Genomic DNA, 26,568 nt, shown 5'->3' with positions numbered 1-26,568 from the left:
TCTCTCATTTCTCCTCCTCGTTCTCTTCTCCGCGGGTGAACGCGCGGCCTTGTCGAACACCCTGTTGGAAGCTGGAGAGCCGGCTCCGCAACCTGTCGGGAGAGATCTGCGGCGCCGGTGACGTGGCCTGGGGCTCGGCCAGGCTCGCCGTACCGGGCACCAGGTTGGCCTTGGGCACGCGCCGGGGCAGGCCCGACGACGTCACGCCGCCCTGCGCGGGCTGGGCGGCGGCCTGCGCGGCCTGGAAGCCGCTGTCGGCCGGAGAGGACCACGCGGCGCCCGCGCCCGACTCGCCGGGGCGGCGCCGGGGCAGGCCGGACGGGCTGAGGCTCTCCTGCGCGCCGTCCTGGACGCCGGGCTGCGCGCCGCGCTGCGGGAGCGGCGGCGGGGTGTCGAGCCGCACCGCGGGCTGGACGGCCGTCTCCGGCTCCTGGTCGGGCTCCGGCTCGCGGGGTCTGAGCACCTCGGGGTCGGGCTTGCGGAACCAGTCGGAGCCCACCGAGGAGAAGATGGGCAGGAACTCCTCGCTCGGCGGCTCCATCGACGAGCTGCGCACCACGGGCAGCGGACCGGTCAGATCCTGCGAGGAGTACTCCCCCGGGCCGAACGGGTCGAAGCCGTGCTGCCCGTCGGGGGCGAAGGCGTCGGCCGGCTTGACCGTCTCGGCGAAGGAGGGCCAGCGCTGCTCCTCGCCGAACGGCTCACGGGACGGCTCGTCACCGTAGGGAGAGCGCGCGGGCTCGTCGCCGAAGGGTGAGCGGAGGTCGTCGCCGTAGCGGACCGCCTCGCCGAAGGACGAGCGGCCGGGCTCGTCGCCGAAGGGCGAACGGGGCGGCTCGTCGGCGTAGGGCGGGCGGGCCGGCTCGGCAGGGGTGAACAGCGACGAGGCCGGCTGCTCGCCGAACGACGGCCAGCGCGTCTCCTGCTCCTCGCGCATCGGAGGCGGCTCGGTGGCGAAGGACGGCCAGCGCGGCTCGTCCTGCGCCGCACCCGGCGGAGGCGGCTCGGTCGCGAACGACGGCCAGTTGGGCACGTCCTGGGCGGGCGCCGCCGGGTCGGCGAACGAGGGCCAGCGCTCCTCCTGGGCGGCGGCCGGCTGGTCCTCGCCGAACGCCGGCCAGCGCTGCTCGTCCTGCCGCGGCTGCTCCTCGGCGAACGAGGGCCAGTTGCCGGTGCCGGGGGCGGGCAGCGAGCCGGGCCACTGCGTGTCGACCGGGGCGTCGTCGAGAGGGTCGGCGAGGGCGGCCGGCGACGCGTAGGCGCCCTTGCCGTGGCCGTTGGAGGCGGCCTCCTCGAACGGGGCCTGGCCGAACATGCTCGGGTCGAAGTCGGTGAACGCGTCGTACTGGCCGCGCTGCTGCGGTACGCCGGCCGCGCCCTGCGTGCCCACGATCAGCGTGTTGGGCAGCATGACCAGGGCGCTCAGGCCGCCGGTCTCGCGCATCCGGAGCTGGACGCCGACGCCGTGGCGCAGCGCCAGGCGGCCGACCACGAACAGGCCCATGCGGCGGGAGACGGCGACGTCCACCACCGGCGGGTTGGCCAGACGCCAGTTGGCCTCGGCCAGCTCGTCGGCCGACATGCCGATGCCCAGGTCGTTGATGGTCACGAGCACGCCGCCGTCCGCCGGGGCGCTGGTGACCTGCACCTTGCTCTCGCGCGGGGAGAAGGAGATGGCGTTCTCGATCAGCTCGGCCAGCAGGTGGACGGCGTCGGTGACGGCCGGGCCGGCGATCTGCACGCCCGAGGGGATCTGGATCTGGACCCGCTCGTAGTTCTCGACCTCGGACAGCGAGGCGCGGGCGACGTCGACCAGCGGCACCGGCTCGCTCCACTTGCGCGCGGCCTCCTGGCCGGCGAGGACCAGGAGGTTCTCGCTGTTGCGCCGCATGCGGGTGGCCAGGTGGTCGAGCCGGAACAGGTTGGCGAGCCGGTTCTCGTCCTCCTCACCCTGCTCCAGGCCCTCGATGAGCTGGAGCTGCCGTTCGACCAGCGTCTGGCTGCGGCGGGAGAGGTTGACGAACATCGAGTTGACGTTGGCACGCAGCTTGGCCTCGTCGCCGGCCAGCCTGATCGCCTCGCGGTGGACCTCGTCGAAGGCCCGGGCCACTTCCCCGATCTCGTCGCGGGTGTTGACGCCGATCGAGGGCACCTCGGGCAGCGCCGCGCCGTCGCCCGACTCGCGCAGCGCGCGGACGGTCTCGGGCAGCCGGGTGGTGGCCACCTGGAGCGCCTCGGCGCGCAGGCGGCGCAGCGGGCGCACCAGCGAGCCGGCCACGCGGGTGGTGAAGAACAGGACGAGGAGCAGCAGGACGAGGATCATCGCGCCGGAGATGACGGCGCTGCGCTGCTCGGAGTCGCTCAGGTCCCGGGCCTCGGTCACGACGCGGGTGGTCAGGCCGTCCTCGACCTTGCGCAGGCCGCTGACCTGGAGCGAGGTGCTCTCGTGCCACAGGTTGAGCTCGCGGCGCGGGGTGGCGGTGACGTCGAGATCGCGGATCGTCTTGTACTCGCGCAGCTGGGCGAGCGCCCGCTGGCGCATGGCGTCGGCGCGGTCGATCTGCAGGCCGCGCATGTTCTTGCGGTAGGCCTGGAGGTCCGCGGCGGTCGCCTCCTCCTCGAAGGCGGCGAGCTCCGCCTGCTGCCGGTTCCAGGAGCCGAGGAAGTCGGACAGGTCGTCGTAGTCGAGCTTCCGCTCCACGAGCGCGACGACGAGAATGCCCTGCTGGCGCGAGACCTCTTCCTTGGCCCTCTGGAGCGCTCCGAGGGTGACGACGTCCGAGCCGAGGGCGTCGTCCTGGGTGCCACCGGCCAGCTCGTCCTGGAGCTTGCCCATGACCTCGATCATCGAGCTGAACGTGCGCAGGGCGGCTCGGGGTGGGGCGCTGCCGGTCTGGACGATCGACTGGCGCAGACCGTCGAGGCCGGTCAGCCAACGCCGGATCTCACCGGCCTCCTCCAGGGTGCGCGGCGAGTGGGAGGCGTCGAGCGCCGCCACGGCCGTCAGCACGCGCTTGCGGACGGAGTTGACCGCGTCACGCTGGGTGTTGAGCTGGGCGCGGCGGGAGGCGCGGCGGCCCTCGGCGATGTACCACGCCGTGAGCGTCCGCTCCTTGCCGAGTTCGTCGGACATCGCTCCGACGCTCTGCACCAGCTCAGCGATCTGGGTGAGCCGGCGGTACTCGGCGCTGGTGGCGATCGAGTCGGCCAGCTGGACACCGGCGAGGAGCACGCCGACGACGGTGGGGATGAGAATCAGCGCGACCAGCCTGGTGCGCACACGCCAGTTCCCCAGCCGGAACCGGCCGCCTGTGTACTCCTCCGGCCTGGTGTGCCTGGGGTTATCGGTCCTCACTGACTCTCGCAACCTCTCGCCGTACGTGCTCGATAAATCTGACACGCTTGGGGCGCATGGGATTTGTGCGGGCTGGGTAATTGGAACACAACCCGTACCAGATCAGCCAACCGGACATATCCCATCAAATGCGACCAGACGTGCCGCTGGGGTCGCATATCACCGCGCGTCTTCCTCAGGCGGGCCGGAACGAGTCTCGCTCCGCCGGCGCCGCGTGCTTGACCATCAGGTGACGGGTCACCGAGTACTCCTGCACCGCCTCCTGGCTCATGTCCTTGCCGAACCCGCTGCCCTTGACCCCGCCGTGCGGGGCCTCACTGGCGATGGGCAGGTGGTCGTTCACCCACGTCACGCCCACGTCGAGACGGTGCGAGACCCGCATCGCCCGACCGACGTCGCGCGACCACACCGAGGAGGCCAGGCCGTATCGCGTGTCGTTGGCAAGCCGGACGGCCTCGTCCTCGCCGTCGAAGGGGAGGACCACGAGGACGGGGCCGAAAAGTTCTCCTTGTACGATATCGCTCTTCTGATCTACCTCGGTCACCAGAGTCGGCGGGTAGTAGAACCCGGAGCCCTCGGCGGGAGCGCCGCCGTGGAGCACCCGACCGCCCGCACGCTGCACGAACCCGTGCACGCGGTCGCGGTGCGCCGCCGAGATCAGCGGTCCGATGTCGGTGGCGGGGTCCCACGGGTCTCCGGTCACGATTTCGGCAAGAGTCGCCCGAATCGCCTCCACCGCCTCGTCGTGGACGCGCCGGTCGACGTAGACGCGCGTGGCCGCCGTGCAGTCCTGGCCCGTGTTGTACGTCGCGCCCATCGCCACGCCGGTCGCCATCGCGGCCAGGTCGGCGTCGTCGAACACCAGCGCGGGCGCCTTGCCGCCGAGCTCCAGGTGGACCCGCTTGAGTGTCCGGGCCGCGCCCGTCATGACGGCCCGGCCCGTCTCGGTCGAGCCCGTGACGCTGACCATGTCCACGCCCGGGTCGGTGACGAGCGCCTCCCCCACCTCGGCGTCGCCCGTGACGACCTGCACCAGGCCGCGCGGCGCGCCCGCCTTGGCGAACAGCTCGGCCAGGCGCAGCGTGGAGCGCGGCGTCTGCGGCGCGGGCTTGATCACCACCGCGTTGCCCGCGGCGATGGCCGGGCCGAGCTTCCAGACGGCCATGACCAGGGGGAAGTTCCACGGTGCGATCGACCCGACGACGCCGACAGGCCGGCGCACCATGATCGAGGTGTAGCCGCGACTGAACACCCCGGCGCCCGTGCCCTCCAGCGAGCGGGCCGCCCCGGCGAAGAAGCGCAGGTTGTCCACCGCGAACGGCAGCTCGCCGTCGCGTACGACGGCGGCCGGCTTGCCGGTGTCCTCCACCTCCAGCCGGGTCAGCTCGTCGGCGTCGGCCTCGACCAGGTCCGCCACGCGCAACAGCAGCCGCGCGCGCTCCGCCGGGGTCGCCTCGGCCCACTCGGCGTAGGCGGCGCGGGCCTCGCCCACGGTCCGCGCCACGTTCTCGACGGAGGTGTCCGGGACGCGGTCCGTGGGGGCGCCGGTCGCCGGGTTGATCAGTTCGCGCATGGTTCCTGTTCCTGGCCGGTCGTTCCTGCCGGCCGTGATTCCTGGCCGGTCGTTGGTTCTCGCTGGCCGTCAGTTCTGGCCGGTCGTCATTCCTGGCCGAGCCGCTCGATGAGGTCGGCCGCCTTGCGCAGGCCGTCGCGGCGGCGGATCTCCTCGCCCGCGGCCTCCAGCCGGGCGCGCAGCCCGGCGTCGCCGAGCAGGCGGTCGAGCGCGCCCGTCAGCTCCTCGTCGCCGAAGCCGTAGGTGGACAGCCGGACGCCGTAACCGAGCTCGTGCACGCGCTGGGCGTTGTCGTACTGGTCCCAGAACAGCGGCAGGAGGATCATCGGCTTGCCGAAGTGCAGCGCCTCGGTGGTGGTGTTGTTGCCGCCGTGGGTGATGACCAGGTCGCAGAGCGGGATGATCTTCGTCTGCGGCACGAACTCGGCGCCCCACATGTTGTCGGCCAGCTTGATCTCCTCGTGCAGCGGGCCCTTGGAGACGATGAACTGGTGCGGCGTGGTGGCCAGCACGTCGATCACCCGCTGCATCAGCTCCACGTCGGAGGAGCCGAGCGAGCCCAGCGAGAAGTAGACCAGCGCGCCCTCGCCCCGCGGGAAGGGCAGCTCGAACGGCTCGTCGGTCTCGCGGACGGACGAGTCGAGCCGGTGCCACGTGGGGCCCAGCGGACGCTCGGCCGTGTAGTCGAGGATCTCCGGGAAGACGTAGAGGTTCAGGTCGCCCTCGTGGATGAAGTCGAGGTCGGGCAGCGGCTCGGTGCCCTGCTCGACGCTCCACTCGTTGAAGGCGCTCCACAGCTCGCGGTGGGTGCGCTCGTACTCCGCCCGGAAGGCGCCCCACTCGCCGCGGTCGTCCGCGGGCAGGCCGGAGAAGACCGGCGCGACGTTCTCGCCGCGCACCTCCAGCGGATTGCAGGAGACGATGCGGACGAACTTGCGGCCCGCGGTGAGCAGAGCCGGGAACGTGATGACGTTGTCCTCGACGATGACGTCCGGCTGGACGCGCTCGATGATCTCCTTGAGCCGCGGCTCACAGTACTTCACGCCGTCGATGAGCGACTCCCAGATCGGCTTGGTGACCGTCTCCAGCTGCTCCAGCGTGCTCTTGCGGTACTCGGGCGCGGTCTCGCGGATGAAGTCCTTCCAGAACTGACCCGCGTCCTGCTCCTCCTCGGCCGGCGGCGCGAGGTCGACCAGGTCCTCCTCGAAGCCGAGGGCCGCCAGCTTGCCCTTCCAGGAGGCCTCCGCGGCGAAGACGACACGGTGGCCGCGGCGGCGCAGGATGTCGCCGATGCCGATGCAGTTGTTGGTGGGCCCGTAGGCGCTCTCTGGCATGAACAGGATCGTGAGAGACATCACGTTACTCCGGAGGGGGCGAACTAGTTGAACGTGAATTCAAATACTCATCTAGCGTAGAGGTCAACTTCACGGCACTATGGTCACGGCTTCCTGAATGGGAGGCGAACAGCTCGGGGGAACGAGGTGGTGAGCATGGCCCAGCGCAAGAGCCGCACCGACCGGCGCATCGACCTGATCGAGGCGGCGCGGCGCGCCATCATCCGCCACGGCATCGACGGCGTCCAGCTCTCGCACGTCGCCGAGGAGGCGGGCCTGACCTCGGGCGCCGTGCTCTACCACTACCCCGACCTCAGCGAGCTGCTGGTCGAGGCGCAGCACGCCGGGATGGAGCGCTTCTACGAGCAGCGGCTGCGCCAGCTCTCCACCGTGACCGACCCGGTCAAGAAGCTCGTCATGACGATCCGCTCCGGGCTGCCCACCGGGCCGCTCGACCCCGACGTGCGCCTGCTCAACGAGCTCGGCGGCGCCGCCGGCCGCAACCGGGTCTACGGGGTGCTGCTCACCTCCCTGTACGACCGGCAGGTGTCGATGTACCAGTCCATCCTGGACACCGGCTCCGCGCTCGGGGTGTTCCGGCTGAGCGGCGACTCGCAGTCGCTGGCGCGCAACCTGGTGGCCCTGGAGGACGCCTACGGCTACCGCATCACGGCCAGGCACCCGGTGATCGGCCCCGAGGAGGCGGCCGAGCTGATCCTGTCCTACGCGCGCACGGCGACGGGCAACGACCTGGTGCACTGAGCCGCCTGGCGTGAAGGGGCCGGTCATGGCGCGGCGGGGATGACGACGGCGGCGCGGGCGTCCCAGCCGAGCCGCACCTTGGCGCCCGGCTGCACGGCGCTCGCGCCCTGCACGGCCACCAGCACCGGCTTGGCGTGGCCCGGCACCTCAACCGAGAGATGCGAGACGCCCCCGTAGAAGCTGACATCCAGCACGCTGCCCTCAAGCCCCTCCACGGGCTCCCCGGCCTCACCCTCGCCGAGCTTCTCGTCGGCCTGGTCGCCGAGCTTCTCGTCAGCCTGGTCGCCGGTCTTCTCGTCGCCCTGGTCGTCGACCTTCTCGTCGCCCTGGTCGTCGGCCTGGTGGAGGACGATCCGCTCGGGCCGGACGCACAGCAGCGCGGCCGCGCCCTCCTCCAGCTCCTCCAGCGGGGTCCCGGCCAGCTCCCCGAGCTCGCCCGCGTCCACCCCGCCCGCGCGGGCCGTTCCCTGGAACACGTTGTTGGCGCCGACGAAGCCCGCGACGAACGGGCTGCGCGGCCGCTCGTAGAGGGCGACCGGCTCGTCCACCTGGCGGACGCTGCCGCTGTCGAAGACCGCGATCCGGTCCGCCAGCGACATGGCCTCCTCCTGGTCGTGCGTGACGACCACGAACGTGATGCCGACCTCGTGCTGGAGCCGCTTCAGCTCCAGCTGCATGTCGGCGCGGACCTTCTTGTCCAGCGCCGACAGGGGCTCGTCGAGCAGCAGCAGACGGGGCCGCTTGACGATGGAACGGGCCAGGGCGACGCGCTGGCGCTGGCCGCCGGACAGCTGCGCCGGCTTGCGGTCGCCGTGCGCCGACAGGCCCACGGTCTCCAGCACCTCGCCGACGCGCCGCCGGATCTCCTCGCGGGGCAGCTTCTCCCGCTCCAGGCCGTACGCCACGTTCTTGGCCACGGTCATGTGCGGGAACAGCGCGTACGACTGGAACATGAGGCTGATCGGCCGCCGGTTCGGCGGCAGCGCGAGCAGGTCGTCGCCGTCGAGCGTCACCGTGCCGTCGTCGGGCGTCTCGAACCCCGCGATGATGCGCAGCAGCGTCGTCTTGCCGCAGCCGGAGGGGCCGAGCAGCGCGAAGAACTCGCCCTGCCCGATCTCCAGGGAGACGCCGTCCAGCGCGGTGACCTGGCCGAACCTGCGGGTGATGCCGTCAATCTTGAGCACGTGCTTCGCCGATCTTGGTCATGCGCTGGCCCGCGATCACCGCGGTGAAGCTCACCAGCAGGAGGATCGCGCCGAGCGCGTTGATCTCGGGGGTCACCCCGAACCGGATCATCGAGTAGATGACGATCGGCAGCGTCTGCTGGAGGTTGCCGATCGTGAAGAAGGCGATCACGAACTCGTCGAGCGACAACGTGAACGCCAGCATCGCGCCCGCCACGATGCCCGGGACGAGCTGCGGGAGCGTGACCCGCACGAAGGTGGTGACCGGTCCCGCGCCGAGGTCGCGCGAGGCCTCCTCCAGCGACGTGTCGGTGTTCGTCAGGCGGGTGCGGACCACCGCCGCGACGAACGCCATCGCGAACACGCCGTGCGCGAGGATCACCGAGTACAGGCCCAGTGTGAGTTGAATCAGACCGTAGAAGAGCAGCAGGCCGATCGCCAGCACGAGGTCCGGCAGGACGGCCGGCATGAGCGCGACCGCGTCCAGCGTGCGGGAGCGGGTGTGCCGGGCCAGGCCGACGGCCAGCAGCGTGCCGAGCACCGTGGCGATCACGGTGGAGCCCACCGCCACGATCAGCGTGTTCAGCAGGCCGTCGAGGACCCGCTGGTCCTGGGCCAGCACGCCGTACCACTTGAGGCTGAAGCCCTCGTAGGTGTAGGCCGACTTGCCGGAGTTGAACGACATCGCGACGACCACGGCGATCGGCGCGTACAGGAAGACGATCGTCACCCAGAACGGGACGTACAGGAGCCTCGACCTACGCACGGCGCGCCGCCCATGCCTGCACCAGGAGCAGGACGACGAGCACCGCGACCAGGGCGAGCGTCAGCGCGGAGCCGAACGGCCAGTCACGCGCCTTGAGGAACTCCGTGCGGATCAGGTTGCCCACCATGACCGACTTGCCGCCGCCCAGCATCTCCGGGATGACGAAGTTGCCGAAGCTCGGCACGAACACGAACAGGCACCCCGTCATCACCCCCGGCACGGTCAGCGGCAGCGTCACCTTGCGGAACGTGGTCAGCCGGGACGCGCCGAGGTTGGCCGACGCCTCGCGGAGCTGCGGGTCGAGCTTCTCGATCGCCGCGTACAGCGGCAGCACCATCAGCGGCAGGTACGAGTAGACCAGGCCGACGACGATGGCGCCCTTGGTGTAGAGCAGCTCGAACGGGCCGAGGCCGAAGCTCTTCAGGGCCGAGTTCACCAGGCCGGGGCCGTTGAGCAGGATGATCCAGGCGTACATGCGGATGATGAAGTTCGTCCAGAACGGGAGCACGATCGCGACGAGCGCGACCGTCTTCCACTTCCGCGGCAGCCGGGCGATCAGGTAGGCCGTGGGGTAGCCGAGGGCGAGCGCGATGAGCGTGGCCAGCGCCGCGATCTCCAGCGACTCGCCGAGCACCCGCAGGTAGAGCGGGTCGATCAGGCGGGAGAAGTTCTCGGTGGTGAACTCGTAGACCACCCCGCCGAAGCGGCCGCGCTGGAAGAACACGTAGCTCAGCACCAGCGCCAGCGGCACCAGCAGCAGCACGACGAGATAGGCGAGGCCGGGGGTGAGGAAGACGAACGCGCCCAGCCGGCGCCGCCCCCCGAGGGCGGTCGCCGGCCGGGTCCTAGCCGGGGACATCACCGCGTCACTGCGCCGCGACCTCGGTCGACAGGCGCGTGTACTTGGTCGACGCCTGACCCAGGTCGATGATCGACTCGCCGTTGAGCAGCTCGGCGGGCTTGATGCCGAGCAGGGAGCCCTTGGGCGGGCTCACCCGGTCCATGGCGGCCTTGTTGGGCACCTTGTAGTTGATGTTCTCGGCCGCCCAGCTGTGGATCTCCGGGTCGAGGATGTAGTTGATGAAGGCGTGCGCGGCCTCCTTGTTCTTGGAGGACTTCATGATCACCATGGTGTCCACCCAGAGGTCGCTGCCCTCCTTCGGCACGACGAACTTGATGTTCTGCTTCTCGTCGGTCGTCGGGCACCAGCCGTCCCACGCCTCGACCATGATGGCCTCGCCGCTCTTCAGCTTGTCGCCGAACGTGGTGTCGTCGTACTGGAGCAGGTGCGGCTTGGCCTTGAGCAGCAGCTCCCGGGCCTTGGCGATCTCGTCGTCCTTGTCGGTGTTGACCGAGTAGCCGAGCGCCTTGAGCGCGGGCAGGGCCAGCCAGCGCTCGGTGGTCATCATGGTGACCTTCTTGTCGGCCCAGGACGGCGGGTTGAGGATGTCGTTCCAGCTCTTCGGCTCGGCCTTCACCAGGTCGCTGCGGTAGCAGATGCCGGTCGTGCCCCAGGTGTAGGGCACGGAGTACTTGTTGCCCTTGTCATAGGAGAGCTGGGTTGCCTCGGGGTAGAGGTTCGACAGGTTGGGGATCAGCTCGGGGTGGATCGGCTCCAGCAGGCCCTGCTCGTTGAGCGCCTGGGCGTACTGGCCGGACACGAAGGCCACGTCGATGCCGCTGTCGCCGCCGGCGGTGAGCTTGGTCATCGCCTCTTCGTTGGTGGCGTGCAGGGTGACCTTCAGGTCGGTGACCTTGAGCTTCTCCTTGACCTTGGTGGGCAGCTCCTTCGGCGTGTAGCCGTCCCACACCGTGATGCTGACCGACTGCTTGCTCAGGTCCGCGTTGGGGTTGAGCTGCTCGGCCTCTGCTTTCGCCGCCGAACCCGCGCCGCTGCTCGACGACTCACCACCGCACGCCGCCACGGCGAGCGCGAGGCCGGCCACCGCTACGACGGCCGGAAGACGACGGGTGAACCGGAATCGGGACAAGGCCGCTACTCCTTCTGATGACAAGGGACGAGGGGTCGCGCGACCAACGGACACGGCAGACCAGAGCAGGAGTGTTGCAGCAGAAATCAACATGAGCAAGACTTTTGCGGACATTGCCACCTGGAAGTTTGGTCATGCTGTTGAATTCCGATTCAATATGGGACCGGTTGATCTCCGTGGGTGAGAACCCCCTCACCCAGCGGGACCGCGGCCTCACAGCTGCGCTCGTCGCGTCGTTGGCGGACGACGTGCCCGCACCCTTCGCCGTACGCCGGCTCGGCCCGCTGCCCAGCCTCTCGCACGGCGAAGCCGCCGCCGACACCGGGGTCCCGGCCGAACGCGACTTCGGAGAGCACGTCGATCAGACAAACTATTCGGTGGTGGTGAGTGATCGGGTCGTCGTCAAGTGGCTGACACCCCCGGCGCCGATGCCGCATCCCGCCCCTGACGTCCTCGCGCACCTGGCCGCGACCGGTTTTCGGGAGATCGCTCCGCCGTTCGCCGCCCTGACTCTTCACGAAAAGTCCGGCGAGGTGCTGCTGGCACTGGTGACCGGTTACCTGCCGGGGGCGCGCGACGGGTGGGAGTGGTGCGTGGACGAGGCCGAGGCGGGACGCACCGCGTTCGCGGCGGACCTCGGCCGCCTGACCGCCGACCTGCACACGGCCCTGTCCACCTTCCACCCCGCGGACCCGTCCGCCTCCCGCCCCGCCGACCTGTCTCCCCTCCACTCCGGGGACCTGCCCGTCCTCCGCTCCGCGGACCCGGCCGTACCCGGGCCTGGGACGTCTGGCGGTCCGGCGGCCGGGTACGGGGCGCGGGCGGAGGAGGCGCTGCGGGAGGCGCTGGAGCTGACCGGCGGCGAGGACGGCGCCTGGCTGGCCGCCCGCGAGGCCGAACTGCGCCACGAGCTGGAGTCCCTGCGCCGGCCCGCCGGCTCCGCGCCGCTGATCCGCATCCACGGCGACCTGCACGTGGGCCAGATCCTCCGCTGGCGTGACGGCTACGCCGTGATCGACTTCGACGGCAACCCGACCGTGACCGGCGCCGAGCCGTACCAGCCGGCCGCCCGCGACGTCGCCCAGCTCGCCACCAGCCTCGAACACGTCGCCCAGGTCGCCGTCAGGAGGCGCGGCACGCCGCCCGCGGCCGCCACCCGCTGGGCCGGCGAGACCCGTGACGCCATGCTGGCCGCCTACCGCCTCCGCCTGGCCGAGCGCGGACGGCCGGAGCTGCTCGACGAGTCGTTGCTGCGGCCGTTCGAGATCGAGCAGGAGTGCCGGGAGCTCGTCTACGCGGCCCGCCACCTGCCGCGCTGGCGCTACGCCCCGATGGGCGTCCTGCGCACCTGGTACCCATGACCCCCGCGACCCCCACAGCCACCCCGCCCGCCCGGCGCCCGCGACACCCGGCGAACGCCGCTCCCACGTGGCGACCGTGACACCCCACGAGCGCCGCGCCGACGCGGCGACCGTGACACCCGCGAAACCCGACCGTTCCGAGCATCACCTGGAGATCCGTTGAATCCCGAGCTGTTCCTGGCCGACCTGGAGGCCAAGCCCGCCGCCCTGGAGGCGCTGGCCGGCGAGCTGGCCGACGGCGACCCGTTCGAGGGCCTGCCGGGCGACGTCGGGCGGGTGCTGTTCCTCGGCATGGGCAGCTCCCGGTACGCCGCCGGCGTGGCCGCGCTCCGGCTGCGCGCCGCCGGGATCGACGCCTACGCCGACTACGCCTCTGCCGCCGCCACCTACCCCGCCACCCCTGGCACGCTGGTCGTGCCGATCTCCGCCACGGGCGGCAGCCGGGAGACCCTCGACGCGCTCGGCCGCTACGCCGGCACCGAGGTGTTCCTCGCGGCCCTCACCAACGCTCCCGGCTCCGCCGTGACCGAGGGCGCCGGCCTGGTGGTGCCGATGCGGGCGGGCGAGGAGCGCGGCGGCGTCTCCTGCCGCACGTTCCAGCACACGCTGGCGCTCCTGCTCGCCCTGGAGTCACGCCTCACGGGCACCGCCCGCGACCTGCCCGCCCTCGTCCGCCGCGCCGCCGAGGCCACGGCCGACCTGCTGGACCGCAGGAAGGAATGGCTGCCCGTGGCGCTGGAGCTGCTGGAGGGCCCGCACGGCGTCTACGCCGTCGCCCCCGCCGAGCGGCTGTCGTCGGCCGAGCAGTCGGCGCTCATGGTCCGCGAGGGCCCGCGCCGCCCCGCCGACGCCTGCGAGACCGGGGACTGGGCGCACGTGGACGTGTACCTGACCAAGACCCTCGACTACCGTGCCCTGCTCTTCCCGGGCTCCCGCTACGACGAGCAGGCCATGGACTGGGTACGGCAGCGTGGCTCGACGGTGCTGGCGGTGGGCGGGGACGTGCCGGGCGCCGCGGCGTCGATCCGCTACCGGCACGACGACGACCCCGAGGTGGCGCTGCTGACGGAGACGCTGGTCGCCGAGCTGGTCGCCGCCCGCTGGTGGGCCGCGGCCTCCTGACCGCACCCCGCCGAACCAGCCCGCGACGGGCGAGACGGCCCGTTAACGTACGGTGTACCGTACGCAGGGTGACGACCGAGTACTTCGGCAGGGGCGACCCCGCCCGCAGCCTCGCGCTGCTGTGGCGGACCAGCGAGCGCGCCAGCCGCAAGGGCAAGCCCGACCTGAGCGTGGACCGGATCGTGCGGGCCGCCATCGAGGTGGCGGACACCGAGGGGCTCCAGGCGCTGTCCATGCGCCGCGTGGCCGAGCGGCTGGGCGTCGGGACGATGTCGCTGTACACGTACGTGCCGGGCAAGCCGGAGCTGTTCGACGTCATGCTCGACACCGTGTACGGCGAGATCGACCGGTCCGAGGACCCGCCCGGCGGGTGGCGGGAGCGGCTGGAGCACATCGCCCGCCAGAACTGGGCGCTCTACCTGCGCCATCCCTGGCTGGCCCAGGTGGCGACCAGCCGCCCGGTGCTCGGGCCCAACGGCACCGCCAAGTACGACCACGAGCTGCGCGCCGTCGACGGGATCGGGCTGACGGACGTCGAGATGGACGCGGTGGTCACGCTGGTGACCGGGTTCGTCCACGGCACGGCCCGGGGCGCGGTGGAGGCGTCGCAGGCCGAGAGCGAGACCGGCATGTCCGACGCCCAGTGGTGGGCGGCGCACGCGCCGTTCCTCAGCCGCGTCGCCGACGCGAGCCGCTTCCCGACGGCCACCCGGGTGGGTCAGGCGGCGGGCGAGGCCATGGGGACGGCCTACAGCGCGGAGCGCGCCTTCGAGTTCGGCCTCCAGCGCGTCCTGGACGGCATCGAGGCCCTGGTGACCGGCCGCGCGCCCGCTCCCTGACCGCGCCCCCCGACCCAGCCGCCTGACCCAGCCGCCTGACCGAGCCGCAGGGTCAGTGCAGGGCCGCGGGGGCGGTGGCGGCGGACAGGAGGGCCTCGTGCTGCTCGGCGGTGGGCGGCCGGGTCCAGGTGAGCCCCGGACCGCCGGAGGCGACCACGTGGGACACGACGGTGCGCAGCAGCGCCTCCGCGGGCGCGCCCGCCTGCTCCTCGCGCGCCTCCCGGTAGCGGTCCAGCAGCCTGGCCAGGTCGATCATGACGGTGTTGTCGGCGTCGCCGGCGGTGCCGCCCTCGGCCGGGACCCGCACGGTCAGGAGCAGGAGACCGCTCTCCTCCTCGGCCTTCCCGGCGGCGATGCCGGCCGAGGGCGGGGCGCACACGATCTCGCGGACGGCCTCGGCGAAGCGCCGGCCGTCCATGCCGTCCACCATTCCGCTCAGCCAGCCGGCGCGCAGGTGGAGCACCCCCGGCCCCTCCGCGGCGCCGTGCTCGGCGACGAGGTCGCGGACCGTGCCCTCCGGGTCGTGCAGGGCCGCCTCGCCGCGGGCCGCGAACCCCTCGGCCAGCGGATGGAGCGAGATCGCCCGGGGCGGCCCGGCGGTGACGATCACGGTCTGGGCGATCTCCAGGAGCGGGGCGTCACCTTCGTCGTGGAAGGCCCGCAGGCCCTCCGTGAACGCGATCCCGGCCTCCGCGTCGAGCACCGAGCCCCATGGATGCTCAGGGGCCTCCTGAGGCCCTTCTGAGCCGCTCCGGACGGCGGAACGATCACGGCGCAGCCACCAGGTGAGCGCCACGGCCACGGCCACGGCCGAGACGGCGAGCGCGATCAACACCATACGGTCCACTCCCCTCCCCATCGGAGCCCCCGTCGGGCTCTCCATCGGACAGGGCCTAGCAGCGTAATCGCGATCACGGCCCTGTCACCTCCTATTTCCCGAAATGTCGTGAAATAGGAGGTGAATGGGAGGTTTTCGGCCGGAAGACCGGCGCGGCGGTCTAGGAGACCGGTGCGGCGCGGAGCCGTACGACGTGCTCGACCAGCGAGATCAGCGTCGCCTTCACCGAGTCGCGGTTACGCGCGTCCGTGCGGACGATCGGCACGTGCGGCGACAGCGCCAGCGCCTCGCGCACCTCGTCCTCGGAGTGCAGGAACTGTCCGTCCCAGCCGTTGACGCCGACCACGAACGGCAGCTTCGCCTCCTCGAAGTAGTCGATCGCCGGGAAGCTGTCGGCCAGCCGCCGCGTGTCGAGCAGCACGACGGCACCGATGGCGCCGCGCACGAGGTCGTCCCACATGAACCAGAACCGGTGCTGCCCGGGCGTGCCGAACAGGTACAGGATCAGGTCGCGGTCGAGCGACAGGCGGCCGAAGTCCATGGCCACGGTCGTCGTCTGCTTGTTGGGGGTCATGCCGAGGTCGTCGATGCCCGCGGACGCGTCGGTCATCACCGCTTCCGTGGTCAGCGGAAGGATCTCGGACACCGCCCCCACGAACGTCGTCTTGCCGACGCCGAACCCGCCCGCGACGACGATCTTCGTCGACGTGAGGCCGGGGCTAGAGCCTGCGAAGTCCACTGAGCACCCTTTCGAGCATGTTGAGGTCTGGCTGTCCCTGGCTGAGGCGTGGCTGGTGCAGGCGGACAAGCCCTTCGTCGGACATGTCCGCCACAAGCACCCTCGCCACGCCTAGCGGGACCCGGAGCAAGGCCGAGATCTCGGCGACCGACCGGAACGTACGGCAGAGCTGCATGATGGCCTCCTGCTCGGGAGTCAGCAAGGCCATCTCGTCGTCCGGTATGGACATCGACGAGATCAGCGTCTCCATCGCGAGGTGGTAGCGAGGCTCCGAACGGCCGCCGGTCACCGCGTACGGACGGAACAGGGGCTCGTCGTCCCCGTTGCCGTCAGTGCCGTACACGACCCTCTCCCATCAGTGTCATCGCCTCACCGTGTCCTGGCAGCCTGGAGCTCCGCGCGCAGGGCCGGCGTCAGCGCCTGGCCCGCACGGTCGACCAGCAACGTCATCTGGTACGCCACCAGCCCCATGTCGCAGTCGGGCGCGGCCAGCACGGTGATCACCGAGCCGTCGCTGATCGCCATCACGATGAGCAGCCCGCGCTGCATCTCGACGACCGTCTGCGTGACGGAGCCGCCCTCGAACACGCGGGACGCGCCCACGGTGAGGCTCAGCAGGCCGGCGGACACCGCGGCGAGCTGGTCCGCACGGTCCGGCGGGAAGCCCTCGGAACTCGCCAGGCAGAGACCATCGGCCGAGACGACGACCGCGTGCGCCACGCCCGGCGTGTTGCGCACGAAGTCCGTGATCAGCCAGTCGAACCGATGCGCCTCATGGCTCAGCGTCGTCACGCGTCCTCCCTGGAAAGACGCTCGCTCACTCTTGTTCCTCCTGTTCGCGTACTTCCGCCCGTCCCCGGCGCACTCCCTGCTGGAAGCTGGCCATCCGGCTGCGCATCCGGTCAGGTGAGACCGGTGGCACCGGCGCCTGCCGCTGCTGCCGTTGCGGCTGCGCGGCCTGCGAGCCGGCCGTACCTGGGACCAGGTTGGCCTTGGGGGTGCGCTTGGGCAGCCCGGCGGCGGTGATGCCGCCGAGGCTGGGGTCGCTGGCCGCGGCCGCCGCACGCCAACCGGCGTCCGCGGCCGTTCGCCACGCTTCCTCCCCAGAGACTACGGCTTGCGATGGGTTGTGCTCATCACGACCGGGTGCCGAAGGCGCCTGCTCGCCCGGCGGGCGGCGGAACCAGGCCGACTCCACCGATGCGAAGATCGGCAGGTACTCCTCCTGGCCCTTGTCCATCGGGGAGACGTCCACCGAGGGCGGCGACTCGGGTCTGCGCACGTCAGCGGTGCTGTACCCGGAGGCGGCCGGCGCCGGCGGCGGCGTCTGGAACGCGCCATTACCGCTTCCCGCGCCCGGGAAGCCCTCCCGGCTGGGGAAGCCCTCACGACTCGGAAATCCGTCGCGGCTCGGGAACGCGTCGCGACTGGGGAAGGGGTCCCGGCTCGGCAGGTCCTCGCGGCCCAGGAGGTCCTCCCGGCGGGGCAGGCCCTCCCGGCGGGGTCCCCGGATGCCGGGGGCCGGCGGGGCCGACGGGAAGCCGCCGGCGCCCTCCTGACCGGGATGGGACGGGTAGCCGCCGGGCGCGTCGGGACTCGGGTACGACGGGAAGCCGCCGGGCGCGTCCGGACTCGGGTACGACGGGAACCCGCCGGTGTCGTACGACGGCTGCCGCAGGGCGCCGCCGTCGGTGTCGGCGGTGAAGGGCGGCGCACCGGGGCGGCCCGTGCCGTTTCCGGCGGTGCCGAAGGAGTCGAGGCTGCCGAACGAGCGGAAGGAGCCGTTCTGCGCGGGCGTGCCGCGCTGTCCGCCGGCCCCGCTCCCGCCCGGACCGCCGGCGCCACTGCCCGCCAGGGCGGGCCCGCCGAGCCCCGGACCGGCCAGGCCAGGACCGGCGAGACCCGGACCGGCCAGGCCAGGGCTGGTCAGGCTTGAGCCGCCGAGGCCTGGCCCGCGGCCCGCCGGGGCGACGCCGGCCGGGTCACCGCTGCCCGCGAACGCGGGGCGCTGCGGCAGCGGCGGCTGGGAGCCGTCGGGGATGAGCGCCGGAGGCAGCAGCACCATGGCGATCAGGCCGGTGCCGTCGCCCTTGCGGAGCTGGACGCGGATGCCGTGGCGCAGCGCCAGCCGCCCGACCACGAACAGGCCCATGCGCCGCGAGACCGACACGTCCACGACGGGCGGCTCGGCGAGACGGCGGTTGGCCTCGGTCAGCTCGTCCTCGGTCATGCTGATGCCGGCGTCGGTCACCGACAGCAGCGCGCCGCCGCCCTCGATGAGGCTGCTCGTCACGGAGACCTGGGCGTTGCTCGGGGAGAACTGCAGGGCGTTCTCGACCAGCTCGGCCACGAGGTGGACGAGGTCGTTCGCGGCGCTGCCGACCACCGAGGTGCCCCGGTGGACCTTGACCTGGACGCGCTCGTACCCCTCGACCTCCGACAGGGCGGCGCGCACGACGTCCACGAGCTTGGCCGGCTGGCTGCGCCGGCGGGAGGGCTCATGGCCGGCGAGGACCAGGAGGTTCTCGGAGTTGCGCCGCATGCGGGTGGCCAGGTGGTCGAGCTTGAACAGGTCGGCCAGCCGGCCGCCGTCCTGCTCGCCCTTCTCCAGGCCGTCGATGAGGGAGATCTGCCGCTCGACCAGCGTCTGGGTGCGGCGCGAGAGGTTGACGAACATCGAGCTGATGTTGCCGCGCAGTTCGGCCTCCTCGCCCGCCAGCCGGACGGCCTGCCGGTGGACCTGGTCGAAGGCCTTGGCAACCTCGCCGATCTCGTCGCTGCCCTCGACGTCGATCGGCCGTACCTCCGGCACCTCGTCGCCGTTGAGGCGCAGCTTGCGGACCACGTCCGGGAGCCGGAAGCCGGCGATCTCCAGGGCCTCGGTGCGCAGCCGGCGCAGCGGGGTGACCATGGAGCGCGCGATGGCGACGGTGAGCAGGGCGACCAGCAGCAGCAGGGCGAGGATGAGGACACCGGCGATGACCGCGTTGCGGACCTCGGCGTCACGCAGCTCGGTGCCGCGCAGGGCCAGCTTCTTGTTGATGTCGTCCTCCACCGAGTGGAGGGCGCTGATCGTGGTGGAGTTGTCGCTGAACCACTGGTCGGCGGCCGAGATCTTGCCGGGGTCGGTCGAGGCCAGCAGGTTCTGCCGGATGCGGACGCCCGGCTCCTTGCCGCTGGCCAGCGTGATGGCGCGCGACTTGATCAGCTCGGTGTTGTAGTACTCCGGCCTGGTCAGCGCCTTCTGCAGCTGGATGGCGACCTGGGGGCCGGCCTCCTGGCCGACGGTGGTGATGTCGGAGCGCTGGGCGGCGTTGGAGGCGATGAACCGCTCGACCTCCTTGGCGTCCATGCTCCCGGGGTTGTAGTAGCCCTTGAGGAGCTGGACGCGCTGGCGGGAGATCTCCTCCTTGGCGCGCGCGATGGCGCCCAGTGCGCGGAACTGGCCGATGATCTGCGAGTCGTCGCTGAGCAGGCTCAGCTCGTCGTGCAGGCGGAGCAGCGTGTCGAGCAGGGTGTTGTAGCGCGTGGTGTCGCGCTGGCCCTCGGTGCGGGTCCGGGGCAGCTGGCGGATGTCGAGCCTGGCCCGCTTGACGACGTCGAGGACGCGGACGCCGTACGAGTCGTCCATCGCGTCCATGTCGGCCTGGACGGTCTTCACGAGCTTGTCGACGGCGGCCTTGCGCTCGGCGTACGGCTTGGCGAGCTTCCTGCGCAGGGCCCTGCCGGCGTCGACCCAGCCGCCGCCCGTGTCGCGCTCCAGACCCACGGCCTGGACGAGGTCGCGGATGTGGCCCGCGTCCTCGGCGGCGCGGATGGTGCGCTCATAGTCGCTGATGCTCTGGATCGAACCGACCACACGGGCGCCTCCCAGCGCCACGCAGACGACGGTGGGAACCAGGATGAGGGCGGTCAGACGCCATCTCACGCGCCAGTTGCGCAGCCCGAGCCGAGGCGACGGGGATCGCCCGTCGCGGCCCCGCGCTGCGGCCTGGCCGCTGTCGGAGTTCCCCGTAGTCACTGCTTCCGCAACCCCTCAATCAATCCCGCGCTCCACGGGCTCTAGGACGTCCACAAGGTATCCGCAGCGTGGGACTACCTACGCAAATCGGGTGCAATCGTTACATATGTGACCGGTCCCGTCTGAGTGGTTCAGCGCAGCGCCGCCAGCACCAGATCGCGGACCTGGCCTCGCTGCGCGTCGTCACTAAGGGGACGTCCGGCGCGATCGACCACGTAGAAGACGTCCACCGCCTCCGCGCCGAGAGTCTCCACGCGAGCCGCTCTCACGTCAAGACCACACTCCCCGAACGCCCGTCCGATGCGCCACAGGAGTCCCGGCCTGTCATGGGCCCTGACTTCCACCACAGTGGCGGTCGCCGAGGCGTCATCCACCAAGGTCACGCGGGGTGGCGCAACCGGAACACGAGAGGGCCTCACGTACCGGCTTCGACGGGCCAGCCGTTGCTCTATGTCAAGACGGCCGGCAAGGACGAGACGGAGGTCGGCCTCCAGCGTGGCGGGGTCCGGGGGCGAGCCGTACTCGGGGACCACCGAGAACTCGATCACCGCGGTGGACCCCGCGGAGGCCGACGCGGCCGAGCGGACGATCAGCCGATGGGCGGCCAGCACCCCGGCCGCGTTCCACAGCAGGCCGATGCGGTCGGGGGCGACGACCGTGACCGCGCCGCCGTGGACACGGACCGCTCCGCCGCCGTGCCGAGCCAGGGCGGCCTGCTCCGGGGACAGGGTGGGCGCCTTGGGCGGCGGCGAGCCGGACAGGACCGACCGGACGCGGCGCACGAGATCGGCGACCAGACCGGCCTTCCAGGAGTTCCAGGCGGCCGGGCCGGTGGCGTGTCCGTCGGCGACCGCGAGCGCCGCCAGCAGGTCCAGCACCTCGCGCGTGCCGACCGTGCCCGCGACCTTCTCGATCGTCACGGGGTCGTCGAGATCGCGCCGGGTCGCCGTCTCCGGCAGCAGGAGGTGGTGGCGCACCACGGTGGCCAGGATCTCCACGTCCGGCGGCGGCAAACCGATGTGGGCGGCGATGTCGCGCACCACGACCTCGCCCGTCGCCGAGTGGTCACCGGGCCAGCCCTTGCCGATGTCGTGCAGCAGCGCCGCGATCAGCAGCAGGTCCGGCCGGGACACCTCCCGGGTGTGGCTGGCGGCGTTCGCGGCGGCCTCGATGAGGTGCCGGTCGACGGTGAAGCGGTGGATCGGATTGCGCTGCGGGCGGTGGCGCACGCGCTCCCAGTCAGGAAGCATCTTGACAAGAATGCCCGCCTGGTCGAGCTCCTCCCACACGGGCACGGCGGCGCGTCCCGCGCCGAGGATCGACACCAGCGCGTCGCGGGCCTCGTCCGGCCAGGGGACCGGCAGCGGAGGGGACTGAGCTGCGAGGACGGACACCGTCGCGGGCGCCAGCGGCAGCCCCGAGTCGGCCGCCGCGGCGGCGGCGCGCAGCACCAGCAGGGGGTCCTTGCGGGGGTCGGCGCCCCGGGCCAGCACCACCTCGCCGCCGTGCTCGACCACACCGTCGGCCAGCGGACGCCGGCCGCGCGGCGCCGGCCCTGACACCAGCCTGTCAACGGTGCGCCAGGTCACGTCGAACGCGTGGGAGATCGTCCGGCCCGCCTCCGCGAGCCTGCGCATCAGCGCCTCCGCGTCGAGCAGGCCGAGCAGCCCGGCGACGGCCTCCTGCTCCTGCAGGACGAGCCGGTCGGCGCCCCGGGCGGTGACGACGTGCAGCGCGTGCCGCACGTCCAGGATGAACTCGTACGCCTCGCGGGCCCGCGGGCCGGGCGCCGAGGCCACCCAGGCCGCGGCCACGGCCTGCATGGCCTGGAGGTCGCGCAGCCCGCCGCGGCCGTCCTTGAGGTCGGGCTCCAGCAGGAAGGCGACCTCGCCGCTGACCTGGGCCCGCTTGTCGGCCGCCTCACGCAGCTCGCCGAGCCTGCGCCGGGAGTCGGCCCGCCACTCGGCCAGCACCGACTCCCTGGCCTTCCTGGTCAGCTCCGGGTCCCCGGCCACGTGCCGGGCCTGGATGAGGCCGAGGACCGCCTTCAGGTCGTCCCGGGCCACCGCCACGGCCTCGTCCACGGTCCGCACCGAGTGGTCGAGGCCGATGCCGGAGTCCCAGATCGGGTACCAGATGCGGTCCGCCACCCTGCCGACGTCGTCCCGGCCGCCGTGCAGCAGCACCAGGTCGAGGTCGCTGCCCGGAGCCAGCTCGCCGCGTCCCAGGCTGCCGACGGCGACCAGGGAGACGTTGTCGCCGTCGCTCGCCGTTCGGAAGAGGTCCTTCAGCCAGCGGTCGGTGTCCGCGGACCGCTCCTTGCGGGCCGCGGCGTACGAGCGAGCTTCTCCCCTCAAGACGTCCCCTCGCCGGGCTCCGTCCGGACGCCCTCGTCTCGCTGCCGATCCATCTGCCGTGCCATCCGTGGTGCCATCCGCGGCGCCGCCCGACGCGTCATCCGCGACGCCGTACGCCGCGTCCTGCGGGGAGCCCGTACGCCGGGTCGCGCCGGTCCGGCGGGACGTCCTCGTCCACGCCGGACCGTCACCCCGCGGCTCGCGGGGCTCGCGTCGCTTCCGGCACCCTGCGCCTCAGAGGGCGTCCAGGCCGCGCTCGCCGGTGCGGACGCGGATGACCGTGTCCACGGGAACCGACCAGACCTTGCCGTCGCCGATCTTCCCGGTCTGCGCCGCCTTGACGATGACGTCGATCACGTCCTCGGCGTCGTCCTCGTCCGCCAGCACCTCCAGGCGGACCTTGGGCACCAGGTCGACCTGGTACTCGGCGCCCCGGTAGACCTCGGTGTGGCCGCGCTGCCGGCCGTAGCCGCTGGCCTCGCTGACCGTCATTCCCTTGATGCCGAACTGCTCCAGGGCGGCCTTCACGTCATCGAGCTTGAAGGGCTTGATGACCGCGGTGATGAGTCTCATGCGTCCACCTTCTTAGGCGCCGGGCTGACGGCGGGCCCGTTGGGGGATGTCACGCCGGAGGCGTGGACCGTGCCGAGGTCGTAGCCGGTCTCGGCGTGGGTGGTGATGTCGATGCCGGTGACCTCCTGGTCCTCCGGCACCCGGAAGCCCATCACCTTGTCGATGATCTTGCCGAGCACCCAGGTGACGATGAAGGAGTAGCCGCCGACGGCGACCGGGCCGAGCACCTGGAGGCCGAGCTGGGTCAGGCCACCGCCGTAGAACAGTCCCTTGTTCTGCTGCTCAAGGAAGGGGTAGGCGGCCAGGAAGCCCAGGGAGACGGCGCCGATGACGCCGCCCACCAGGTGGACGCCGACCACGTCGAGCGAGTCGTCGTAGTTGAGCTTGTACTTCAGGCCGACGGCGTAGGCGCAGACCGCGCCGGCGATCAGGCCGATGAGCAGCGCGGCCCACGGGTCGACGAAGCCACAGGCCGGGGTGATGGCCACCAGGCCGGCGACCGCGCCGGAGGCGACGCCGAGGCTGGTGGCGTGGCCGTCGCGCATCTTCTCCACGACGAGCCAGGCGCCGGCCGCGACGGCGGTGGCGATCTGCGTGTTCATGAACGCCAGGCCGGCCGTGCCGTCCACCGCGAGCTCGGAGCCGGCGTTGAAGCCGAACCAGCCGAACCACAGCAGACCGGCGCCGAGCAGGACCAGCGTCAGGTTGTGCGGGCGCATGGGCTCCTTGCGCCAGCCCTTGCGCTTGCCGAGGACCAGGGCGAGGGCGAGGGCCGCCGCGCCGGCGTTGATGTGGACGACCGTGCCGCCGGCGAAGTCCTCGATGCCGAGGGTGTTCAGCCAGCCGGTGCCCCAGACCCAGTGGGCGACCGGGAAGTACACGATCGTGGCCCAGATGAAGCTGAACAGCACCCAGGCGCCGAACTTCGCGCGGTCCGCGATCGCGCCGCTGATCAGGGCGACCGTGATGATGGCGAACGTCAACTGGAAGGCCGAGAAGACCAGGCTGGGCATGCCCGTGCCGTCGGTCTTGGTCGCCGTGTTGACGAGGCTCTGCAGGCCGACGTGGTCGAGGCCACCGACGAACTGGTTCAGCCACGACATCGAATTGTCGCTGAACGCCAGCGAGTGCCCGTAGAGCACCCAGGCGATCGTCACTGTGATGATGGCGACGAACGACATCATCATCATGTTCAGGACACTCTTGGCCCTGGTCATGCCCCCGTAGAAGAACGCGAGGCCCGGAGTCATCAACAGCACCAGCGCGGTGGCCGTGAGCATCCAGGCAGTCGTGCCGCTATCGATCTTCACGACGCGACCCTCCTTACATATGACGTGTGGCCACAGCGTGTTCGTGCGGAGTTTCATGGCTCGACCAGGTGTGTTTCACGTACGTGAATCTCGCCACATTGGTGTTTCGAGGGTGTTTCGGCCTTTTCACACCAGGCATTCCGGACGCGGTGACCACTACACTTAGGTTTGCCTTACCTAAACGATCAAGGAATGCCCATGCGTCTCCGCCTGGCCGTCGCGGCCTTGCTCCCCGTTCTCGCCCTCGCCGCCTGCGGCACCTCCACGGCGCCGCAGGAGGCCGGCCCGACGCGAACCGTCAAGCACGCCATGGGCGAGACCAAGGTGCCCGCGCAGCCCAAGCGGGTCGTGGTGCTCGACACCGACAAGCTCGACACGATGGTGTCGCTCGGCCTCGCGCCGGTGGGCGCGGCGCAGGCCGCCCAGAACCAGGCGTGGCCGAAGTACCTCGGGTCCGCGCTGTCGGCCACCAAGCCGGTCGGCACGCTCCAGCAGCTCAACCTCGAAGCGATCATGGCGCTGAAGCCGGACCTGATCCTGGGCTCCAAGTTCCGCCAGGCCGCCTTCTACGACAAGCTCAGCAAGATCGCGCCCACGGTGTTCACGGAGAAGGTGGGCGTCACCTGGAAGCAGAACTTCCTGCTCGACGCCGAGGCGCTGGGCAGGAAGGAGAAGGCCGCCGAGCTGCTGTCGGCCTACGAGGCACGGGCCAAGCAGGTCGGAGCCAAGTTCACGTCGCTGAAGGTGAGCATCGTCCGCTTCATGCCGACGGAGATCCGCATGTACGGCCCGGAGTCGTTCAGCGGCATCGTCGTCGGCGACGCGGGCGTCCCCCGGCCGGAGGTCCAGCTGCTGGCGAGCCAGGCCGACAAGCGCTTCGGCAAGCTCAGCCAGGAGAACATCGCCCAGGCCGACGCCGACGCCGTCTTCTACAGCGCGTACGGCGACGCGGCCGCCAAGAGCCAGGCGGCGGTGACGGGCGGCCCGCTGTGGAAGAACCTCGCGGCCGTCAAGGCGGGACACGCCTACAACGTGGACGACGAGATCTGGATGCTCGGCATCGGCGTCACGGCGGCCGGCAAGATCCTCGATGACCTCGACCGCTACCTGACCCCTCTGACCTGACCCCGGCCCGCCTCGGCGGCGCTTCAGCGCCTGCGCGGCCGCCCCACCGCTCCCAGGAGATCACCCACGCGGCGATCCTACGAGCGCCGCGTGCGGAGCTTCTGGCGGTTGCCGCAGCGGCTCATCGAGCACCAGCGGCGGGCGCCGGGACGCGAGGTGTCGAGGAAGATCAGGGAGCAGTTGTCCCCCGCGCACATCCGCACGCGCCCGGCGCGGGGGCCGCTGAACAGCTCGATCGCGTCGCAGGCCACCGCCGACAGGAACTGCGGCCCCGTCACGGGGTACGCCCACCCCCGGTCCAGGTCCTCCCCGATCACCGGCGCGGGCGGCGGCGCCGCGGCCGCCTCGTTCAGCACCTGAAGGTCGTCCCCCGCCTTCCCCGCCACCTCGTCGTACGGGTCCTCGATCGGGGACGGGACGCCCGGGAGGCCCTCGGCGCCGGCGGCCCGTACGGCCAGCCGCCAGATCGCGGCCCGCAGCCGCCTGGCCGCCCGCAGGTCGCCGGGCCCGGCCACCACCGGCCCCTCGATCCCGAGCCGCGTCCGGGCGATCCACGCCGCCAGGTCTTCGGGCTCGCGCAACTGCTCCCACGGCTCGACCGCCCCGCTGAGCAGGAACTCCAGGCAGAGCGTGCCCGCGTCGAACCGGAACCGCTGCCCGTCACCGCCCGTCAGCGTCATCCCGCCCGTGCTCGCTGTCGTCCCGCTTGCGCCATCCACTCCAGCACTGTAACACTTGACACCGGTTAAACCGGTGTACCTGTCTGAGGAGATCCCCATGGAAGAGCTGATCGCCCTGACCGAGAAGGCGTGGGAGGCGAACAGGAACGGCGACGCCGCCTTCTACGACCGTTTCCTCACCGCCGACGTGGTGAGCGTCTCCCCCTGGGGCGTGGTGACCGACCGCGAGGCCACGCTCAAGGGGTTCGCCGAGAACCGGAACCCGTACACCCGCACCGACCAGTCCGACCACAAGGTCGTGATGCTCACCGAGGACAGCGCGGTCCACACGAGCACGGTCGAGATCGACATGCTCGTGGACGGCACCACCGAGCGGACGATGCGCGTCTACGCGACGACGGCGCTGGTGCGCACGGACGGCGAGTGGAAGGCGGCCTTCTTCCAGATCACCCCCGCGCCCGAGCGCTGAGCGGCGCTCACAACACGTCCCGGTCCCCCACACCACGAGCGCGGGCACGGCCAGCACGGCCAGCACAGTCAGCAGCGGCTCGATGGCGATCATGTCCTTGGCGTCGACCGAGGTCAGCATCCGCTCGAACGCCTCGCCTCCTCCGGGCTCGGACAGGATCGGCCGCAGG

At 71.5% G+C, this 26,568-nt stretch carries 22 protein-coding genes; 6 read left to right on the top strand and 16 right to left on the bottom strand.

Features of this window, described 5'->3' with window-relative positions:
* Window positions 1-4 precede the first annotated feature (4 nt).
* The 3 genes from AB0H64_RS20675 to AB0H64_RS20665 all read right to left on the bottom strand — a co-directional run bounded on the left by AB0H64_RS20675 (window position 5) and on the right by AB0H64_RS20665 (window position 6,262).
* Window positions 5-3,280 (bottom strand): nitrate- and nitrite sensing domain-containing protein, encoded by a 3,276-nt coding sequence (locus tag AB0H64_RS20675; RefSeq protein ID WP_357626644.1) that lies wholly within the window; start codon window positions 3,278-3,280, stop codon window positions 5-7.
* A 250-nt stretch (window positions 3,281-3,530) separates the two neighbouring features.
* Entirely contained in the window at window positions 3,531-4,967 is a 1,437-nt protein-coding gene (locus AB0H64_RS20670; protein WP_357626675.1) for an aminobutyraldehyde dehydrogenase, read from the bottom strand.
* Between the two features lie 47 nt (window positions 4,968-5,014).
* Complete coding sequence (locus tag AB0H64_RS20665) at window positions 5,015-6,262, bottom strand: glycosyltransferase (protein WP_357626641.1); 1,248 nt, start codon at window positions 6,260-6,262, stop codon at window positions 5,015-5,017.
* A 156-nt stretch (window positions 6,263-6,418) separates the two neighbouring features.
* Between AB0H64_RS20665 and AB0H64_RS20660 the strand changes: the two genes are divergently transcribed.
* A complete protein-coding gene (locus AB0H64_RS20660) occupies window positions 6,419-7,024 on the top strand; it encodes a helix-turn-helix domain-containing protein (RefSeq protein ID WP_357626638.1) in 606 nt (201 codons plus the stop codon).
* A 23-nt stretch (window positions 7,025-7,047) separates the two neighbouring features.
* Here the strand turns inward: AB0H64_RS20660 and AB0H64_RS20655 are convergent, their stop codons facing one another.
* The 4 genes from AB0H64_RS20655 to AB0H64_RS20640 are packed head-to-tail and all read right to left on the bottom strand — an operon-like array spanning window position 7,048 to window position 10,965.
* Window positions 7,048-8,208, bottom strand: a complete 1,161-nt coding sequence (locus AB0H64_RS20655) for an ABC transporter ATP-binding protein (protein WP_357626636.1) — start codon at window positions 8,206-8,208, stop codon at window positions 7,048-7,050.
* Window positions 8,195-8,974, bottom strand: a complete 780-nt coding sequence (locus AB0H64_RS20650; protein WP_357626632.1) for an ABC transporter permease — start codon at window positions 8,972-8,974, stop codon at window positions 8,195-8,197. Before AB0H64_RS20650 ends, AB0H64_RS20655 begins: the two co-directional genes overlap by 14 nt.
* A complete protein-coding gene (locus AB0H64_RS20645; RefSeq protein ID WP_357626630.1) occupies window positions 8,967-9,833 on the bottom strand; it encodes an ABC transporter permease in 867 nt (288 codons plus the stop codon). Before AB0H64_RS20645 ends, AB0H64_RS20650 begins: the two co-directional genes overlap by 8 nt.
* 7 nt (window positions 9,834-9,840) lie before the next feature.
* Window positions 9,841-10,965 (bottom strand): spermidine/putrescine ABC transporter substrate-binding protein, encoded by a 1,125-nt coding sequence (locus AB0H64_RS20640; protein ID WP_357626627.1) that lies wholly within the window; start codon window positions 10,963-10,965, stop codon window positions 9,841-9,843.
* A gap of 176 nt (window positions 10,966-11,141) precedes the next feature.
* Here AB0H64_RS20640 and AB0H64_RS20635 point away from each other — a divergent pair, with 176 nt between their 5' ends.
* The 3 genes from AB0H64_RS20635 to AB0H64_RS20625 all read left to right on the top strand — a co-directional run bounded on the left by AB0H64_RS20635 (window position 11,142) and on the right by AB0H64_RS20625 (window position 14,287).
* Entirely contained in the window at window positions 11,142-12,326 is a 1,185-nt protein-coding gene (locus tag AB0H64_RS20635) for a hypothetical protein (protein ID WP_357626624.1), read from the top strand.
* Between the two features lie 159 nt (window positions 12,327-12,485).
* Window positions 12,486-13,448: an SIS domain-containing protein gene (locus tag AB0H64_RS20630; RefSeq protein WP_357626621.1), complete on the top strand. Its 963-nt coding sequence runs from the start codon at window positions 12,486-12,488 to the stop codon at window positions 13,446-13,448.
* A 68-nt stretch (window positions 13,449-13,516) separates the two neighbouring features.
* Window positions 13,517-14,287 (top strand): TetR/AcrR family transcriptional regulator, encoded by a 771-nt coding sequence (locus tag AB0H64_RS20625; protein WP_357626619.1) that lies wholly within the window; start codon window positions 13,517-13,519, stop codon window positions 14,285-14,287.
* A gap of 52 nt (window positions 14,288-14,339) precedes the next feature.
* Here the strand turns inward: AB0H64_RS20625 and AB0H64_RS20620 are convergent, their stop codons facing one another.
* The 8 genes from AB0H64_RS20620 to AB0H64_RS20585 form a co-directional block, all read right to left on the bottom strand.
* Window positions 14,340-15,125, bottom strand: a complete 786-nt coding sequence (locus AB0H64_RS20620; RefSeq protein WP_357626616.1) for a hypothetical protein — start codon at window positions 15,123-15,125, stop codon at window positions 14,340-14,342.
* Window positions 15,126-15,285: 160 nt separating this feature from the next.
* A complete protein-coding gene (locus AB0H64_RS20615; RefSeq protein WP_310710686.1) occupies window positions 15,286-15,864 on the bottom strand; it encodes an ATP/GTP-binding protein in 579 nt (192 codons plus the stop codon).
* On the bottom strand, window positions 15,845-16,207 hold the full coding sequence (locus AB0H64_RS20610; RefSeq protein WP_310710685.1) for a DUF742 domain-containing protein: 363 nt from the start codon (window positions 16,205-16,207) through the stop codon (window positions 15,845-15,847). The genes AB0H64_RS20615 and AB0H64_RS20610 overlap by 20 nt, the downstream gene beginning before the upstream one ends.
* Window positions 16,208-16,233: 26 nt before the next feature.
* Complete coding sequence (locus AB0H64_RS20605; RefSeq protein ID WP_175595573.1) at window positions 16,234-16,656, bottom strand: roadblock/LC7 domain-containing protein; 423 nt, start codon at window positions 16,654-16,656, stop codon at window positions 16,234-16,236.
* A 25-nt stretch (window positions 16,657-16,681) separates the two neighbouring features.
* Window positions 16,682-19,792, bottom strand: a complete 3,111-nt coding sequence (locus tag AB0H64_RS20600) for a nitrate- and nitrite sensing domain-containing protein (protein ID WP_357626612.1) — start codon at window positions 19,790-19,792, stop codon at window positions 16,682-16,684.
* Window positions 19,793-20,016: 224 nt separating this feature from the next.
* Window positions 20,017-22,242: a [protein-PII] uridylyltransferase gene (locus AB0H64_RS20595; protein ID WP_357626609.1), complete on the bottom strand. Its 2,226-nt coding sequence runs from the start codon at window positions 22,240-22,242 to the stop codon at window positions 20,017-20,019.
* 234 nt (window positions 22,243-22,476) lie between these two features.
* Window positions 22,477-22,815, bottom strand: coding sequence for a P-II family nitrogen regulator (locus AB0H64_RS20590; RefSeq protein ID WP_355447436.1), 339 nt, complete (start codon window positions 22,813-22,815; stop codon window positions 22,477-22,479).
* A complete protein-coding gene (locus AB0H64_RS20585; RefSeq protein WP_357626606.1) occupies window positions 22,812-24,125 on the bottom strand; it encodes an ammonium transporter in 1,314 nt (437 codons plus the stop codon). Before AB0H64_RS20585 ends, AB0H64_RS20590 begins: the two co-directional genes overlap by 4 nt.
* A 198-nt stretch (window positions 24,126-24,323) precedes the next feature.
* Here AB0H64_RS20585 and AB0H64_RS20580 point away from each other — a divergent pair, with 198 nt between their 5' ends.
* Window positions 24,324-25,250, top strand: coding sequence for an iron-siderophore ABC transporter substrate-binding protein (locus AB0H64_RS20580; protein ID WP_357626604.1), 927 nt, complete (start codon window positions 24,324-24,326; stop codon window positions 25,248-25,250).
* A gap of 77 nt (window positions 25,251-25,327) precedes the next feature.
* Here the strand turns inward: AB0H64_RS20580 and AB0H64_RS20575 are convergent, their stop codons facing one another.
* A complete protein-coding gene (locus tag AB0H64_RS20575) occupies window positions 25,328-25,969 on the bottom strand; it encodes an ABATE domain-containing protein (protein WP_357626601.1) in 642 nt (213 codons plus the stop codon).
* Window positions 25,970-26,027: 58 nt separating this feature from the next.
* Between AB0H64_RS20575 and AB0H64_RS20570 the strand changes: the two genes are divergently transcribed.
* The gene (locus AB0H64_RS20570; RefSeq protein WP_357626599.1) at window positions 26,028-26,399 is read left to right on the top strand and encodes a nuclear transport factor 2 family protein; all 372 of its coding nucleotides are present in this window, start codon (window positions 26,028-26,030) and stop codon (window positions 26,397-26,399) included.
* Window positions 26,400-26,568 lie beyond the last annotated feature (169 nt).

The organism is Nonomuraea sp. NPDC050733, assembly GCF_040654215.1.
In the GTDB taxonomy this organism is placed as follows: Bacteria; Actinomycetota; Actinomycetes; order Streptosporangiales; family Streptosporangiaceae; genus Nonomuraea.
This window is presented reverse-complemented; position numbering and strand designations above follow the sequence as displayed.

What these genes read in the sequence shown, in the direction of transcription:
- AB0H64_RS20660 (WP_357626638.1), top strand. Translation starts at nt 6,419, where the DNA reads ATGGCCCAGCGCAAGAGCCGCACCGACCGGCGCATCGACCTGATCGAG.
- AB0H64_RS20590 (WP_355447436.1), bottom strand. Translation starts at nt 22,815, where the DNA reads ATGAGACTCATCACCGCGGTCATCAAGCCCTTCAAGCTCGATGACGTG.
- AB0H64_RS20645 (WP_357626630.1), bottom strand. Translation starts at nt 9,833, where the DNA reads ATGTCCCCGGCTAGGACCCGGCCGGCGACCGCCCTCGGGGGGCGGCGC.
- AB0H64_RS20620 (WP_357626616.1), bottom strand. Translation starts at nt 15,125, where the DNA reads ATGGTGTTGATCGCGCTCGCCGTCTCGGCCGTGGCCGTGGCCGTGGCG.
- AB0H64_RS20570 (WP_357626599.1), top strand. Translation starts at nt 26,028, where the DNA reads ATGGAAGAGCTGATCGCCCTGACCGAGAAGGCGTGGGAGGCGAACAGG.
- AB0H64_RS20580 (WP_357626604.1), top strand. Translation starts at nt 24,324, where the DNA reads ATGCGTCTCCGCCTGGCCGTCGCGGCCTTGCTCCCCGTTCTCGCCCTC.
- AB0H64_RS20665 (WP_357626641.1), bottom strand. Translation starts at nt 6,262, where the DNA reads ATGCCAGAGAGCGCCTACGGGCCCACCAACAACTGCATCGGCATCGGC.